Origin of the sequence: Pseudomonas sp. NPDC090208, from assembly GCF_044746785.1 — a bacterium.
Classification (GTDB): domain Bacteria; phylum Pseudomonadota; class Gammaproteobacteria; order Pseudomonadales; family Pseudomonadaceae; genus Aquipseudomonas.
Genome location: NZ_JBIVCU010000018.1, coordinates 52,682 through 68,576 on the forward strand (window position 1 = coordinate 52,682; position 15,895 = coordinate 68,576).

Genomic DNA, 15,895 nt, shown 5'->3' on the forward strand with positions numbered 1-15,895 from the left:
TCAGGCGCGGACAAAAGGGTTTTCCCGCATCTCGTCGCCCAGACGAGTGTCTGGCCCGTGACCGGTCACCACCGTCGCATCCTCGTCCAGCGTGTAAAGGCGCTGCTTGATCGAACGCACGATGGTCGCCTGATCGCCGCCCCACAAATCGGTGCGCCCGACCCCGCGTTTGAACAGCGTGTCACCGGCAATCAGCAACTTCGCGTCCTCGAACCAGAAACTCATCGACCCCGGTGTATGCCCCGGCGTATGCAACGCCACACCACAACCGCAGGCCAGCTCTTCATCGTGCTCCAGCCAGCGGTCCGGCGATGGCACCGGCACATACGGCACGCGAAACACCTGACACTGGGTTTCGAGGTTGTCCCACAGGAACTGATCTTCCTTGTGCAAATGCAGCGTCGCCCCGGTCTTTTCCTTCAACTGCCCGGAGGCGAGGAAATGGTCCAGATGCGCATGGGTGTGGATGATGCTGACCACCTTCAAGCCGTAAGCCTCCAGCTTCGCCAGGATCAGCTCATGATTGCCACCGGGATCGACCACGATGGCTTTTTTCGTCACAGGATCACCGATGATCGTGCAATTGCACTGCAACGGGCCGACAGGGAAGGTTTCGCGGATGAGCGTGGGTTTGGTGTTTTGCATGGCAGCCTGCGTCTGAAAAACGGCGGCCGGGAACAGTCCGGCGCTAACGATGCGCCAAGGTTCCCCCGAAAACCGCCGTCGTTCAACCCGCCGGCGGACTACCCTGCCAGCCGCGACTTCAACAACGCCTTCACCGTCTGCATCACCGTGACGTTGGCCGCCTCCATTTTGCTCACATGTTCCAGGGTCTTTTTCAGTTCGCCCTGGGCGTGGGCATCGATGGCGGCCTGACCGCTGCTGTGGACCAATTGGTGGGGGACTTCCAGACGGCGGAATTCGGCACTGCGGTGTGGATCGGCGTCTTGCTGCTCGTAATACCACTTGCCGAACAGGCATTCGGTTTCGTCCGGCAGAATCAGTGGTTCGGGGCGCGGGTTGAGCAAGCGGTCGTACACCGCGACCTTGAGGGTGAGTTCTTCCATGTTCGCCAGTTCGACCCGCGACAGCAGGTGCGACTGGTCGATTTCCCGCTGCATGGTCTGCGCTTCGTCGAACATGCCGGCCATGGCCTGAGCGGTCTTGTCGATCACCGTGGCGAAGGCCGCCGACGCCTGGCTTTGCTCGGAAATGGCCTGTTTGGCGACGCTGATGTCCTGCTGGATCGCCGAGGTTTCCTTGACGATTTCCTGGGTGGCCTGGGCGGTTTTCTCAGCCAGGTGACGAACCTCCCCGGCCACCACGGCAAACCCGCGCCCGGACTCTCCCGCCCGCGCCGCTTCGATGGCGGCGTTGAGTGCCAGCAGGTTGGTCTGACGGGCGATGTCGCTGATCAGGTCGACGATTCGGTCGATCTCGCCCGCGCGGCCGACCAGATGATTGATCACCGCTTCCAGCGCATCGACGCCAGCTTCCATGACCCGCGACTGTTCCTGCAAATGAGTGATCTGCTCGCGGTTGTCCACCGCCGAGCGGGCCACGTTGTCGGCGCGCTGGTGGTTGATCTTGAGCTGACGATTGAGCGTCGAGAAGGATTCGCTGACGTGGGACAGCGAATTGCCGCAGGTCAGCAGGTTCTCCGACAGGCCCCGATAAAAATCGCGCTGAAGCTGGTCGTCTGCGCGTAACTGGCGCAACTCGCCAAGCGACGCCTCGATCTCGGCCACGGTCGGCCCGTTGGGCATGGGCTGGGTCACCGGTGCTGTGGGCACGACTGTTTTCTTGCGCCAAACGAACTGCATCCCCGCTCCCCCGGCCCGGCCGATCCGGGCAAATGCGCGGAAATTACGGGCCGGGACTGCCCCGGAAAAGAGCCAATTGCGCGAAAAAACCCAAGACCATCCCCCCATGGTGCCTGGGTGATGGCCTTTCGTCGCCGGTCGCACCGTCGGTTTGTCGGGCTAAGCCCTTGTTTGTACTGGGAAAGCCGAACCCCGTCACACCATCGGTCTTTGTCGGGATGCTTTTTGCAAAAAACCATTCATATACTGGCTCTACGCAACCATCGGAATGCGCAGGCATCGGGCTCGACACGACGTCGCTCCCCGGCCGGCAAAACAGAGCAGCCTTGTTCCCGTGTCGTAAGAGAATGCTCCATGATAAGAAAGATCGCCGCCTCCGATCTCCGGCTCGGTATGTACATCCATGAGCTGGGGCGCCCACGGGCCAACGACGCCTTCTGGACCGCGCACATCGAGCGTGAACTGCGCGATGAAGCCGTGCTGCACCGCATTCAACAGTCGACCCGCGAAGTGTGGATCGACACCCGCCTGGGCATCAGCCCCGAAGAAACCTCCACGCCACTGCCGAACACCCCGCCCCCCATCGAGCGCTTCACCGATACCCGCCCGGCCAGCATGGAAGAGGAACTGGCTCGCGCGCGGCTGATCTGCGGGCGAGCCAAGAAGGCGGTGATGAACATGTTCAGCGACGCGCGCATGGGCCGCTCGATGAATGTCGCCGACGTCGACCTGCTGGTCGAAGAGATCTCCACTTCGGTGATGCGCCACCCCCATGCGCTGATCAGCCTGTCGCGCCTGAAAGTCTCCGACGAATACACCTACATGCACTCGGTGGCGGTGTGCGCGCTGATGGTGGCCACTGCGCGGCAGATGAAGCTTGACGAAGAACAGGTGCGCGAAGCGGGTGTGGCCGGGCTGATGCACGACGTCGGCAAGATGGCGATTCCGCACAAGATCCTCAACAAGCCGGATCGCCTGACTATCGATGAGTACGAGGCAATGAAAAACCACCCGCAGGCCGGCTTCGAGATTCTGCGCGGCAGCGAACAGATCACCGAAGCGGTGATGGACGTCTGCCTGCATCATCACGAGAAAGTCGACGGCACGGGTTATCCCCACGGCCTGAAGGGCGAGGAAATCAGCCTGTTGGCACGGATGGCGGCGATCTGCGACGTGTACGACGCCGTCACCTCCGAGCGCTGCTACAAAAAGGCCTGGGACGCGGCCCGCTCGCTGCGGGAAATGGCGTCATGGAAAGGCCACTTCGATGAAACGATTTTCCAGCACTTCGTCAAAACCGTCGGCATTTACCCCGTCGGCACGCTGGTGCGCATGAAGAGTGAGCGCTTGGGCGTGGTGATCGAACAGGGCGACAAGTCCCTGCTGCACCCCAAGGTGAAGGTGTTCATGTCGACCCGCACCCGCACCGCTTTCAGGCCAAAAATCATCGACCTCGGCCACCCCGGCGAAGAAGATGCGATTGTCCGTTTCGAACAGGTCGACGACTGGATGGTCGGCGATATCAACATGATGTGGCTTGATCTGCCGAGCTGACGCCGTCGCCGGTCAGCCCAGCAAACCCAGCTCCTGCGCCCGGGCCACCGCCTGGGTGCGTCGCTCCACGCCCAGTTTGCTGTTGATGTGGCTGGCGTGGGTCTTGACCGTGTGCAGCGAGATGAACAGCCGTTCGCTGATTTCCTGATTGGAACAACCTTCGGCGATCAGCTGCAGCACACCCATTTCACGGGCACTCAGGTAGTCGTTGATCGGGCACGCCGTGGACTCATTGCTATCGCGCACTGCCGGCATTTCCCTGCCGGGCTCGGCGGGCCGCAGGTGCTTGAACAGATAATCGACCAGACGGCAGCGCGGCCGCTTGTGCAGTTGCTCGCGCAGCCAGTCAGGGTGCTGACGCATCAACCCGAGCAGTGGCAACACGGCGCCACCGGTCGCGCCGAGCAGACAACCGTTGAGCAGGCCCTGCGCCTGGCTCTGGCTGCCCGTGTCGAGCAACAACAGAATCCGCTGACTTGTCGCATTCAACCCCAGCAGACCGGCGCCGATGCGCTGCGCGTGGTCTTCCAGGCGCTGCAGACGCTCGTTCGCCTGCGTCGTGCGGCCTTGAGTGCGGTCGAGCATGGCCTGGAGCAATTCGATGTGCTGCGGCATCTGCGGCAGGCATTCCGGCGCGGCGGCCGGTTGCTCGCCGCCATAGGTCTGGCCCAGGCGCAGCAGCCAGGCGTCGGCCAGATCGATACGCCCTTGCGCCAGCCACAACTCGCATTTGGCGAGGGTGATCATCGCCAGGTAATACACCGGCGGCACGTCCCAGATATGCATCAGCCGCTCGGCTTCAGCCAGTTCGGCGAAGGCCTCGGCAAAACGCCCTTCGCGCCCTTCCAACCCGGCGATGACGCAATGGCCGATCAGCACGCTGATGTCGCGACAGGCGCGTGCCTCGATGAGACCGGCTTCCAGGCGTGTACGGCCTTTCTCCGGTTGCAGGCATTGCACGTACAAATAGCCTTCATACAGCGTCAGCCGCGCACGCACGGCGTACAGCCGTTGCGAGGACAGGCCGTCGAGGCGTTGCAGGCCCAGACGCACTTCGTCCAGCGAGCGCAGCGCCTCGCCCCTGGCCAGCAACGTGCGGGCGCGGTCGTAATGGGCCAACGCTTCAAACAGCGGATTGGCGACCCGCTGCGCCAGCTCCAGTGCCTCGCGGTTCAGCGCCCGCGCCCGCCACAGATCGCCGTCGGTGATTGCCAGATTGGCCAGCGTCGACAGGCACAGCAGACGTTGGCCGTAGCGTTTCTGCGGCAGGCTGACCAGCGCTTCGCTGCAGTAGCGGTGGGCGGTTTCGCGGTCGCCACGCCCACGGGCAATGATGCCGCTGAGCGCCAGCCACTGCGCCAGCATGGACTTCTGCGCCGTGGCCGACGGTGCCGGCAGAAAGCGGCTGAGGTGGTTGCCCAGTTCTTCAGCGGCGTCTAGCTGGCAGGCCAGACCCAATGCCCAGGCGTACAGCACGATCAACCGGGGCGTGCTGATCAGCAGGCTGTCGGGCAGGTCCATTTTCCAGCGCAGCAACATGCCGACGTTCTGTTCGGCCAGCAACTGCTCCTCGGAAAGGTTCTGCACCAGGTTGGCCGCCACATCCAGATGCCCGGCCCGCAGCGCCTGTTCGATGGCTTCGTCGAGCAAGCCCTGGTCGCTGAACCAGCGGCAGGCATTCAGGTGCAATCGCCGTTGCTGCGGCGCCATGGTGCTGCCAGCGCGGGCGCGGAGCAGATCGGAAAACAGATGGTGATAACGGAACCAGCGCCCGGTTTCGTCCAGCGGCACCAGGAAAACCTGATGCGCTTGCAGGTACGCGAGCATGTCGGCGCTGTCATGACTGTCGCGGGCGGCGTTGCACAACGAGGTGCAGAAACGTTCAAGGCACGCGGTTTCATAGAGAAACGCCTGCACCTCGGCGGGCAGGCAATCAATGACCTCTTCCAGCAGGTAATCGCGGATCAACCCTTCGCCGCCGTTGAGCTCCTGGGTCAGCGTGTTATTGCCCGCTTCACTGGCAGCCAGCAACCAGAAACGCAGGCCGGCAACCCAGCCTTCACTGCGCTGCAACAGGGTGTGCAGGGTCTGCTCGCTGAGGCCGTCGCTGTGCCGGTCGAGCACGGCCAGGGATTCGTCGCGGGTCATCCGCAAGTCCTGTTCGGACAGTTCCAGCAACTGCCGCGACAGACGCAGACGCGCCAGATGCCAGTCCGGACGCTGACGGCTGGTGACCAGCACCACCAGCCCCGCCGGCAGATGATTGAGGAGAAATTGCAGGCAGCGGTCGAGCACCGGCCCTTGCACCAGGTGATAGTCATCAAGCACCAGCAGCAGCGGCTTGCTCAACATCAGGTGCATCGCCAGCTCGTCGAGCAGACCGTCGAGCCATTCTTCGAAGGCGAACGGCTGATGACGCTGGCGCATTTTCAACAGACCAAGCGCTTGATTGCCCAGTTGCGGGAAAAACTGTTGCAGACCGGAGAGCAGCCGTTCGAGAAAGCGGCCGGGGTCGCTGTCACGCTGGCTCAAGCCCAGCCACAGGTTTTGCCACTGATCCGGCAGGCTCTGACAGAACTCCACCGCCAGCGAACTCTTGCCGAACCCCGCCGGCGCGCTGACCAGCAACAGACGCCCGGACAGCCCTGCACTCAAGCGCTGACACAATCGCGGCCGACGCACGTACCCTTCGGGCAGTGGCGGGCGGAAGAAACGTCCTTCCAACGCAGTGACTGCGTGATTTGCGATTCCTTGCAAACGCGACAGATCAGTCATGGCCGGCTCTTGTTAGAAGTGCTTGTTATACGGCGTTCAGATTGGGGGAGACTAGCGGCTCAGTCGGGCCTTTTGAAGGCGGTTCATCGAAAGACTGTAAGAAAATGTATTCAATCAATACCGCGAATGTTGCTTTATAGGTACAGAGCGAAAAACCACAACCTCGGTACACCGGCCTGTTGGCGGGGGTGCTCGCAGGGCCAGCGTCATGTCAAAACTCAACAGGCACCCTAAAAACCTGAGGGAGGGAGCTCTGCTCGCGAAAGCGGTGGATCTGCGTTGTCTGGACTGACGCCTTCGCGGGCAGGCGCGCTCCTACAATTTTCCAGCGTCATACCGAAATTCAACAGGCACCCTGAAAACCTGTGGGAGGGAGCTCTGCTCGCGAAAGCGGGAGATCAGCCAGCACAGCATTGACTGGACTGACGCCTTCGCGGGCAAGCGCGCTCCTACAATTTTCCAGCGTCATACCGAAATTCAACAGGCACCCTCCCACGGCCTTCGGCCAGAATCAAAAGCAGATGGTGTTCACCCACCTGCAGCAGTCCGGCTTTCCGACAGTGGTGTCCGTAAGATCGCCATCGCGAGCAAGCTCACTCCTACAAGGTGAGTGTTCTCACAGAGCCAGGTCGGACGTTAGTCCGCCTCGGCGAGATTTTGATCTGGGGCCCCGTCCCAGAAGGCCGAACGCAGGCGATGTGGAGTGGGCCGAGCGACAGGATGTCGCGAGAGCCGCGTGGGCCATGGATGGCCCATTCGCGGCGGGCCCACGGAGCATTGCCGGAGTGAGGGAACACCGAGCATTAGCGAGGTGCCGTATGGTGGGGTAAGAAGCCCTTGGTTACTTGGGGCTTTTCCAAGTAACTCGCCGTCAGGCGAAACAGGGCTGCGTTAGCAGATCAGCAATCCATCAGACACTCCGCGTGCACAGGTTTTACGACGACTTCGTCGCCGGTCGCAGGGCAAGCCAGCTCCTACATAAATCCGCGAAACGTGCCACAGGCGAAACAGGGCTGCGTTAGCAGCTAATGCAAAAGACCAGAAACACCGCAGACACAGGTTTTACGACGACTTCGGTCGGACGCGACCCCGGCGCGCTCGCGGGGCAAGCCAGCTCCTACAGAAATCCGCATTCCTACAGGGTCTGGTACTGCCAGACAAAAAAATACCCCGACAAATCGGGGTATTTTTCTTCCACACCTCTGGGGTTCAGCCACAGGGTAAAACCGGCGAAGCGCAATGCGTGGTAGCTGTGATCAACGTTGCATCAGCCTCGCCAAATCACTTGCACGATCAACGCACGCCTTCCTGACGCAGGGCGTTAGGCTGGAAGTCGCTGATGGTGGCGCTGAAGCCGAAGTCGTAAGCACGCTTCTCTTCGTTCTTCATGCCCAGCGCCAGGTAACGGCCCGATTGCAGGTCGTACAGGGTTTCCAGGGCGTACCACGGGACTTGTTTGTCGTAGTAGTTCTCGGCGTGGGCCTCGGCCACGCGCCACAGCTGACCACGACCGTCGTAGTGGTCGATCACCGCCGCTTGCCAGGTGTCTTCGTCAATGAAGAAGTCACGTTTGGCGTAGATGTGGCGCTGACCTTCCTTGAGGGCCGCGGTCACGTGCCAGACGCGGCGCAGCTCGTAACGCGCCAGGTCCTGGTTGATGTGGCCGGCCTTGATGATGTCGGTGTACTTGAGCTTCGGATCGTCGAGCTTGTAGCTGTTCGAGGCGATGTACATCTCCTGCTTGCCGATCAGCTTCCAGTCGTAACGGTCCGGCGCGCCGTTGTACATGTCCAGGTTGTCGGAGGTGCGCAGGCCATCGGCCGCAGTACCCGGGCCGTCATAAGACACTTGCGGTGCACGACGCACGCGACGTTGACCGGCGTTGTAGACCCACGCGGCGCGCGGCTCTTTCACCTGATCGAGGGTTTCGTGAACCAGCAGCACGGAACCGGCCAGACGCGCCGGAGCGGTCACTTCCTGCTTGAAGTAGAACAGGATGTTGCCAGGGTTCTTCGGATCGAAATCCTTCATCTTGTCGCGGAACACGAACTCGTCGTGGAAGTACACCGGGTTGAACGAGCCGTTGGTCTGCGGCGTGGCCTGGGTCACCAGACGCTGCACGCTGCCGCCACGGTAGCGGGTGATGTGGTTCCAGATCACTTCCAGGCCGCTCTGCGGAATCGGGAACGGTACGGCGGTTTCGAAGTTCTCCAGGCCGTTGCCGCCGGAAACCAGCTTGGTGTTGGTGGCGTTGCGCTTGATCGCCGCCGACACGTCCGCCGGCACGGCAGCGCCGCGATGGGTCGGGTAGACCGGCATCTTGAAGGTGTCAGGGTAGCGCTTGAACATCGCGTATTGGCCCGGCGCCAGCTTGTCCTTGTACTGCTCCACGTTCTGCGCGGTGATGGTGAACAGCGGTTTTTCATTGGCGTACGGGTTGGCGAGGAAGCCCTTGTCATCCACCGCGCCGGCGTTGGTCGGCATCGGGCTCCAGGCAGTGATGGTGTTGGCGGCGTTACCGGCCTTCTCCCCACCCATCGGGGTCAGGCTGGCGCCCAGCTTGGCGGCTTCAGAGTCGGACACTGCGGCCATCACGCCGGTCGCCAGCAACGACAGACCCAGCACGCCGACCTGCAACAGCCCCTTGGTTACTTTCATGTTCATGGTCGTTCCTTAGAAGTTCATACCGAAGCTGAGGGCCACGAAGTCGCGGTCATCCACTGTGGTGTACTTGCCGTCGAAGAAGTTGGTGTAGGAAAGGTTGGCGGTGTAGGTGTTCTGATATTCCGCTTCCAGACCCAGACTGATGGCCTTGCGGCCTTCTTCGAAGTTGCCGCCAGGACCTGGCGAGTAGCCGTCGACGTCGTGGGACCAGGCCACGCTCGGCTTGAGGTTCACCCCGGCGAACACGTTGTTGTAGTCCCAGATGGCGCGGGCGCGATAACCCCACGAGTCGGTGGTGGTGAAACCATCGTTTTCGCAGTAACGGCTGACGTTGTTCAGCGGCGCACCGGCCAGGGTGCTGGTGTTGAGCGCGACGCACTGACCGTTCGGCAGCGGGCCCGGACCGTAGCTCGGGTCACGGCCATAGCGCAGTTTCGAGGTGCTTTCCAGACCGCCGACGTGGGTCCAGCCGACCTCGCCGACCACGGTCAGACGTTCGGCGCCCATGACCTGATCGAAGAAGTGGGTGAAGGTGGTCTGGGCCTGGCTGATTTCCTTGCGGCGATAGCCTTTCTGGTCCGCACCGGGCGTGCCCTGCAGCAAGGCTACGCTGGGGTTCAGCGGCGTCAGGCCGGAGTACAGGATGTCGGTGGTGTTCAGCTGCACCGGTGCATTCGGCCGGTAGCTGATCTCGCCGCTCCACGCGGTGCCGGTGGGCAGCGTGGTGGAGAAGCTCAGACCGAACAGGTGAATGTCTTCCGGGTATTCGACGTAGTAGCTGGAGTTGGCCGCCACCACCACTGGCAGCAGGGTCGGCGCCAGCGCGGTGGCAACGTTCAGCGGAACGCCGTTGCCGACCAGTTGCCCCACCAGGCCCGCGCCGCTGTAGGCGCTGGCCGGACCGCCTTTGCCGCTGAAGATCGGCAGACGGCTGTGGTAGTTCATGTAATAGGCGCCGAATTCGGTGTCCAGCGGCTCGAAGTTGTAGTGCATGGCCAGGCCGTACTGGCCGCTGTCGCGGGCATCACGGTCAGGGCCACGACGCACAATGGCGCCCTCGTCCGGGTTGCCGAACACCACGCCGCGCTGCGACAGGGCGTTCTGCACCGGATTGCGCAGCGCCGCCGGCAAGGCCGAGTTCAGGCTGTTGCGGGTGCGCAGCACCGCCAGGTTGTTGGAGCAACCGTCGGCGATCACGTCAGGCTGGGAGAAGAAAGTGCCGCAGTTGTCGACCACGGTCTGGTCCCACTCCAGCTGATAGAAACCTTCGGCGGAGAGGTTTTCGGTCAGGCTCTGGGACAGGTAGAACATGTTGACCGGAATCAGGCCTTCCTTGATTTCCGAGCCAGGACGGCGGAATGCCGAAACGTCGATAGGGTTGATGCTGTTGATGCCGCCGCCGATGAAGGTACTTTCACCCCAGCTGACCACCTGCTTACCGAAGCGCACGGAGCCCGGTTCGTCGCCAATGGAATAGTTGTGATAAACGAATGCGTCGAGCAGTTCATAACCTGACGACTTGGCGCCTTCCTTGCGGCCCGAGTCGCTGATGTCCTTGAACTCGCGGCCTTCATCCTTGAGTTCGAAGTCATACCAGTACTTGCCTCGCAGAAACACGCCGGTATCGCCGTACTTCAGCTCCAGATCGTGGATGCCCTTGAAGATCTTCGAGAAGGTTTCACCGCTCTTGAAGTTCAGGTGGCCGTCGTCGGAGGTCTGGGACAGACCATGGCCGCCGTTGTTGGAGCCGATCAGGTTCTTGTTGGCGTTCTCGGTCGACCAGCTGGCGCCGATGGACAGCGACGAGTCGAAATTACCTTCGATTTCACCGATGTTGAAGCTGACGGCGAATGCCGGGCCGGCGAGCGTGGAAGCGAGACTGACGGCCAGGGGCAGTCTTGCCCGGCGCCAGAACAGGTTTGCTGATGTCATCGACGCTACTCCATGTGCTTTTATTTTTATGGCAGTGGGTGCTTCCAGAAACGACTCAGGGGAACTGATCCGCAGTGCCTGGGTGTCAACGCGTTCCGGGCAGCCCATGTAAAGCTGCGAAACGAAACAGCGTTTTTCTCCGGTTCCTACCTACTGCCGACTATAGCCAGCAGGTGCTATCGCTTGATCCCTCTAAAGTGTGATTTACAGCGTCGAAGCCTCTGGCACGCCGATTTCGACGGGCCGACAGACGCGGCAGAGGGAGGATGGCTCAATTTGGCGATTTGGCAAGGCAGACGCCGGGCGAGAGCGGTCGCGGCACATTGCCACGGCGAAAAACCGTGGCAATGTTCACGAAACGGGCGGGGTCAGAGGGTGGAGAGGAAAGCGCTGTTAGTGCTCTGCCATTCGATGATGTCCTGGCGGATGCGCTTCTTGTCGAGCTTGCCGACGCTGGTCTTGGGAATTTCGGTAACAAGGGCGATCTGACACGGAATCGCCCACTTGTTGATGTGCCCCTGCTCCACGAACGGCTTGAGATGCTCCTTCAATCCCTTGGCGTCGATGGCGTGCCCTTCATGGGCCACCAGCAAGGCAAAAGGCCGCTCGCCCCACTGCGGATCGGCAACACCGACCACCGCGACTTCGCGCACGCCCGGATGACGGCTGCACAGATCCTCCAGCGCCAGCGAGGAAATCCACTCGCCACCGGTCTTGATCACATCCTTGATGCGGTCGCGAATGTCGATGCCGCCCATGCTGTCCAGGGTCGCCACGTCACCGGTGTGCAGCCAGCCGCCAGCCCACAGTTCGGCGCCCTTCTGCGGTTCGTTGAAATAGCCCTCGGTCAGCCACGGCGCGCGCAGCACCAACTCGCCCTGGGTTTCGCCGTCGTTGGGCAGGAAGTTGCCGTCGCCGTCGACAATCGCCGCCTCGACCAGCACCCCCGGCGTACCGGCCTTGATCCGGTAGGTGGTGCGCTCGTCCTCGCTGCCGGCCATCAGTTCGTCGTTGAGGTGAGCCACCGACACCAGCGGGCCGGTCTCCGACATGCCGTAAGCGGCTGTCAACTGAATGCCCCGGGCCTTGGCCGCTTCATACAGCGAGCGGTTCAGCGAACTGCCGCCGATGATGATGTTCCAGCCACTGAAATCGACGTCTTTCGCGGCCTTGGCGTTGAGCACCATCTGCATGATGGTCGGCACGCAGTGAGAGAAATTGACCTTCTCCTTGCGCCACAGCTCCACCAGCAGTTCCGGGTCGTAACGGCCGGGATAGACCTGCTTCACCCCGAGCATGGTCGCCGCGTACGGCACACCCCAGGCGTGAACGTGGAACATCGGCGTGATCGGCATGTAGACCTTGTCGGTGCCGAGCAGGCCTTCGACGCTGCCCATGATCGTCGCCACGGCCATGGTGTGCAGCACCAACTGCCGGTGAGTGAAGTACACGCCCTTGGGGTTGCCGGTGGTGCCGGTGGTGTAGAAGGTGGTCGCCACCGAGTTCTCGTCGAAGTCCTCGAAGCGATAGTGCGGGTTGGCCGCCGCCAGCAGGCTCTCGTACTCGCCGATCAGGTTGGGCAGTTCGGCGGTCTTGTCCTGGGTGTCGGTCAGCAGAATGGTCTTTTCGACCGTGGTGAGTTTGTCGGCAAAACACTTGTAGAGCGGCACGAATTCACTGTTGACCAGCACGAACTTGTCTTCGGCATGGTTCATGGTGAACAGGATCTGCTCTGGTGAAAGGCGCACGTTGATGGTGTGGATCACCGCACCGATCATGGGAATGGCAAACATGCATTCCAGATAGCGATGACTGTCCCAATCCATGACAGCCACCGTATCACCCGCTTTCACACCCGCCTCGGTCAACACATTCGCCAGCCTGCAGATCCGCTCGTTGAGCGTCAGGTAGGAATAGCGTGACTGGTCCCGGTAGACAATTTCCCGCGTTTTTTCGTAGCGACTGCCCGACATCAGCAGACGTTTGATCAACAGTGGGTACTGGTACGCGCCATCGGCTGGCGCTATCACGCGAGTCTGCAGCATAGGAATCCCTTTTCAAGATGCATGGGCGGTGCGGAAAATATGCACTTTAGAGCCTTCACTCGCCACCCCAATCAGCCAAAGGGATGATTCGAATGACGAGTGACCATGCAGGCGTTACGCCATTTGAAAGGGCAAATCGGCCTTAGGCGAGTTGGGCGACACTGTTTTGCGCCGGCGTGCGCGGGAAGATCAACGCAGCGGCAAACGTCAGCGCGGCGAACCCGGCGAGCACCAGATACAGGCCCGCAAGCCCCTGACGCGGCTCGATAAAGGCAATCAGCGGGATGGCTGTGGCGCTGGCGCCGAACGAGAGGAAATAGCGCAGGGCGAAGACCCGCGACTGCCATTGCGGCGCGACGAAATTGGCGACCATGGCGTCATTCACCGTGACCTGCCCGAACACCACGAACATGAACGCCGCGCCGAGCAACATCACCGGCCAGCTGTCCGCATAGGCGAGCGCCAACAGAAACGGCGCCTGGCACAGGGTCAGCACCACGAACGGCCATTTCAGGCTGAAGCGGTCGAGAAAGCGGCCGATGGTCAATTGCGCGACCGCGCCGAAGGCGTAGGCCAGGCTGACGATCAGGCCGAGGATCTGCGGCGAGGCAAACAGTTCGTGCAGGCGGTCCTGAAACAGTTTCGGGTAGGTCATGGTCGTGGCGTTGAACACCACGCCGCCGGTGGCCGTGGCAATCGCCAGCACGCTGAACACCATGACCATCGAGATGCGCTGCCCGGAGTGCCCCTTCGGCAGGCTGTGGGCGCGCTGCGGAATGGGTTCGTCACGGACCTGCACGGCGAACCACAAACCGATCAGGATCGACACGCTGCCCGGCAGAATGAACGCCGAGCGCCAGCCGAACTGTGCCACCAGAAAGCCGGTCAGCAGCGCGGAAAACGCCACGCCGAGGTTGCCCCACATGCCGTTGACGCCGATTTCGCGTCCGCGATTCTGCGCGTAGGCCACCAGCATTGCCGTGCCCACCGGGTGATAGATCGCGGCGAATACGCCGATCAGGGTCATGCCCAGCGCCAGCATCGTGGAGCTGGTGCTCAGCCCGGTCAGGATCGACGCCGCACCGATGCCGAGAAAGAACAGCAGCATCATGTGCCGACGACTCCAGCGATCGCCCAGCCAGCCGGCCGGCAACGAACAGGCGCCAAACGCAATGAAACCGCCCAGCGACAGGCCGATCAGCTGCGCGTAATCCAGCGCGAAGGCCTGGGTCATCCCCAGCACGGCGGCGGGGAAAATCAGCATGAACATGTGGTCGATGACGTGGGCGGCGTTGATGAAATGAATCACCGTTCGCGGTGAGTTGGGTCGTATCGCTTGACTCATGGCGGCGCATCCTGGGCTTGCAGTGAGGGTGGACGCCCATGCTAAGTTGGCGACAATTCGCATTTCAGACAACAAAGTCATCGAACCGGACATGTTGATCAGCCTGCTCAGCCACAGCCCCGTCACCGCCCATCCCCGTGATTACCCGGACGGCGCCCACCAGCCACGGCATATCCATGCCGAAGCGCAGTTGCTGTATGCGGTGAGCGGCGTGATGCGGGTGATCACCGAACGCGGCGCCTGGGTGATCCCGCCGAGTCGCGCGGTGTGGATTCCACCAAGGATCGAGCATGAGATTTTCATGTCCGGCGACGTGCAGATGCGTTCGTTGTTCATTGCCGCCGAGCATTGCCCGACGACGCTGGACAGTTGCTGTGTACTGGCCGTGACGCCCTTGCTGCGCGAACTGATCGTGCGCGCCGCGCAAAGCGCCGCCCATGCCGGCAATCCGCTGATTCAGCAGTTGATGCTGGAAGAAATCGCCACGCTGGAAAACCTGCCGCTGCACATCCCCATGCCCCGCGACCGGCGTCTGCAGGGCATCTGCATGGCCTTGCTCAAAGCTCCGGACCATCGCAACACCCTGGAAGACTGGGCGCAGGCGGTCGGCGCCAGTTCACGGACGCTGGCGCGTCTGTTCAATCAGGAAACCGCCATGAGCTTCAACGCCTGGCGCCAGCAGGTGCGACTGATGGAAGCCCTGCCGAGGTTGCTTGGCGGCGAAAGCGTGCAGCGAGTGGCGACGGATCTGGGCTACGGCAGCGCCCGGGCGTTCAGCGCGATGTTCAGCCGGCTATTGGGAGAAAGCCCGCGGGAGTATCTGGGGGCATTGAGGCAGTTGAGCGGGTTGAAGCGGTAAACGGATTTGCAATGTCGGACCCGCAGGAGCGCGCTTGCCCGCGAAGGCATCAAGTCAGACACCTCAGCGTCGACTGACAGCACGCATTCGCGAGCAGGGCTCCCTCCCACGGGACTTGTGTTGGCCGACTCAAACCCTTGTGGGAGCGAATTCATTCGCGAGAGGCCAGTCCTGACGACACGGATGTATCGCCAGCCATACCGCATCGCGAATGAATTCGCTCCCACAGAAAATCAATGCATCTCGGTGAATGCCAGTTTCACGCCCAACGCCACCAGCACGCCGCCCATGGCGCGGTCGAACCAGTGGCCCATGCGGGCGAAACCGGCGCGTACGCGAGGCTGGCTGAACAGGCGCGCCACCAGACAGAACCAGATGCCGGTCGCCAGTGCCAGATAAACGCCATAACCGGCCTGCACCAGCAGCGGCGTGTGCGGGTTGATCACCACGGTAAACAGCGACAGGAAAAACAGCGTGGCCTTGGGGTTCAGGCCGTTGGTGACAAAACCGGCCACGTACGCGCCCTTGGCAGTGCGTTCGGTTTTGGCGAGGTCCATCGGCGCTTCGGTCGTGCTGGCCGGTTTCGCGCGCAGGGCCTTGAAGCCGATGTACAGCAGGTAGGCCGCCGCCGCCCATTTCAGCGCATTGAACAGCACGATCGATTGCGAAACGATCAGGCCGATGCCCAGCAGCGAATAGCCGACATGCAGGAAAATGGCGGTGCCCACGCCCATCGCGGTGTAGGTGCCGGCCTTGCGGCCATGGGTCACGCTTTCACGCACGACCACGGCGAAATCCGGACCGGGGCTGGCAACGGCGAGCAAGTGAATCAGGGCAACGGTAAGAAATTCCGTCCAGTACATCGGGGGTCTCCGGCATTTTTGCGAGCGGCAGGCTC

10 protein-coding genes and 1 pseudogene are annotated in these 15,895 nt (G+C 61.9%); 2 read left to right on the top strand and 9 right to left on the bottom strand.

All coding sequences use genetic code 11. The annotated features are described in order from the left end of the window. The 3 genes and pseudogenes from ACIPL0_RS24970 to ACIPL0_RS24980 form a co-directional block, all read right to left on the bottom strand. Window positions 1–645: an MBL fold metallo-hydrolase gene (locus tag ACIPL0_RS24970; protein ID WP_400600386.1), complete on the bottom strand. Its 645-nt coding sequence runs from the start codon at window positions 643–645 to the stop codon at window positions 1–3. A gap of 98 nt (window positions 646–743) precedes the next feature. Then, window positions 744–1,151, bottom strand: a complete 408-nt coding sequence (locus ACIPL0_RS24975) for a CZB domain-containing protein (protein WP_400731618.1) — start codon at window positions 1,149–1,151, stop codon at window positions 744–746. A gap of 9 nt (window positions 1,152–1,160) precedes the next feature. Beyond that, window positions 1,161–1,451: pseudogene (locus ACIPL0_RS24980) on the bottom strand (methyl-accepting chemotaxis protein); the annotation flags it as partial. Window positions 1,452–2,177: 726 nt separating this feature from the next. Here ACIPL0_RS24980 and ACIPL0_RS24985 point away from each other — a divergent pair. After that, entirely contained in the window at window positions 2,178–3,377 is a 1,200-nt protein-coding gene (locus ACIPL0_RS24985) for an HD-GYP domain-containing protein (protein WP_400600384.1), read from the top strand. A 12-nt stretch (window positions 3,378–3,389) separates the two neighbouring features. On the opposite strand, the gene ACIPL0_RS24990 is transcribed toward ACIPL0_RS24985, so the two are convergent. From ACIPL0_RS24990 to ACIPL0_RS25010, 5 genes are all read right to left on the bottom strand, one after another. After that, window positions 3,390–6,152 (bottom strand): LuxR C-terminal-related transcriptional regulator, encoded by a 2,763-nt coding sequence (locus tag ACIPL0_RS24990; protein ID WP_400600382.1) that lies wholly within the window; start codon window positions 6,150–6,152, stop codon window positions 3,390–3,392. A 1,293-nt stretch (window positions 6,153–7,445) separates the two neighbouring features. Beyond that, window positions 7,446–8,810 (bottom strand): DUF1329 domain-containing protein, encoded by a 1,365-nt coding sequence (locus tag ACIPL0_RS24995; protein WP_400600485.1) that lies wholly within the window; start codon window positions 8,808–8,810, stop codon window positions 7,446–7,448. A 15-nt stretch (window positions 8,811–8,825) separates the two neighbouring features. Next, window positions 8,826–10,748 carry a DUF1302 domain-containing protein gene (locus ACIPL0_RS25000; RefSeq protein ID WP_400600380.1) on the bottom strand — a complete coding sequence of 641 codons (1,923 nt, stop codon included), beginning with the start codon at window positions 10,746–10,748 and terminating at the stop codon, window positions 8,826–8,828. A 368-nt stretch (window positions 10,749–11,116) separates the two neighbouring features. Further along, window positions 11,117–12,793: a fatty acid--CoA ligase gene (locus tag ACIPL0_RS25005; protein ID WP_400600378.1), complete on the bottom strand. Its 1,677-nt coding sequence runs from the start codon at window positions 12,791–12,793 to the stop codon at window positions 11,117–11,119. A gap of 142 nt (window positions 12,794–12,935) precedes the next feature. Beyond that, window positions 12,936–14,138, bottom strand: coding sequence for an MFS transporter (locus ACIPL0_RS25010; protein ID WP_400600376.1), 1,203 nt, complete (start codon window positions 14,136–14,138; stop codon window positions 12,936–12,938). A gap of 91 nt (window positions 14,139–14,229) precedes the next feature. On the opposite strand from ACIPL0_RS25010, the gene ACIPL0_RS25015 reads away from it, so the two are divergent. Continuing rightward, window positions 14,230–14,997 (top strand): AraC family transcriptional regulator, encoded by a 768-nt coding sequence (locus ACIPL0_RS25015; RefSeq protein WP_400600374.1) that lies wholly within the window; start codon window positions 14,230–14,232, stop codon window positions 14,995–14,997. A gap of 233 nt (window positions 14,998–15,230) precedes the next feature. Here the strand turns inward: ACIPL0_RS25015 and ACIPL0_RS25020 are convergent, their stop codons facing one another. After that, entirely contained in the window at window positions 15,231–15,860 is a 630-nt protein-coding gene (locus tag ACIPL0_RS25020; RefSeq protein ID WP_400600372.1) for a LysE family translocator, read from the bottom strand. Between the last annotated feature and the right edge of the window lie 35 nt (window positions 15,861–15,895).

Excerpts from the sequence above, each read along its gene's own strand:
- ACIPL0_RS25015 (WP_400600374.1), top strand. The coding sequence starts at position 14,230 with ATGTTGATCAGCCTGCTCAGCCACAGCCCCGTCACCGCCCATCCCCGT.
- ACIPL0_RS24995 (WP_400600485.1), bottom strand. The coding sequence starts at position 8,810 with ATGAAAGTAACCAAGGGGCTGTTGCAGGTCGGCGTGCTGGGTCTGTCG.
- ACIPL0_RS25000 (WP_400600380.1), bottom strand. The coding sequence starts at position 10,748 with ATGACATCAGCAAACCTGTTCTGGCGCCGGGCAAGACTGCCCCTGGCC.
- ACIPL0_RS24975 (WP_400731618.1), bottom strand. The coding sequence starts at position 1,151 with ATGGCCGGCATGTTCGACGAAGCGCAGACCATGCAGCGGGAAATCGAC.
- ACIPL0_RS24985 (WP_400600384.1), top strand. The coding sequence starts at position 2,178 with ATGATAAGAAAGATCGCCGCCTCCGATCTCCGGCTCGGTATGTACATC.
- ACIPL0_RS25005 (WP_400600378.1), bottom strand. The coding sequence starts at position 12,793 with ATGCTGCAGACTCGCGTGATAGCGCCAGCCGATGGCGCGTACCAGTAC.
- ACIPL0_RS25020 (WP_400600372.1), bottom strand. The coding sequence starts at position 15,860 with ATGTACTGGACGGAATTTCTTACCGTTGCCCTGATTCACTTGCTCGCC.
- ACIPL0_RS25010 (WP_400600376.1), bottom strand. The coding sequence starts at position 14,138 with ATGAGTCAAGCGATACGACCCAACTCACCGCGAACGGTGATTCATTTC.
- ACIPL0_RS24970 (WP_400600386.1), bottom strand. The coding sequence starts at position 645 with ATGCAAAACACCAAACCCACGCTCATCCGCGAAACCTTCCCTGTCGGC.
- ACIPL0_RS24990 (WP_400600382.1), bottom strand. The coding sequence starts at position 6,152 with ATGACTGATCTGTCGCGTTTGCAAGGAATCGCAAATCACGCAGTCACT.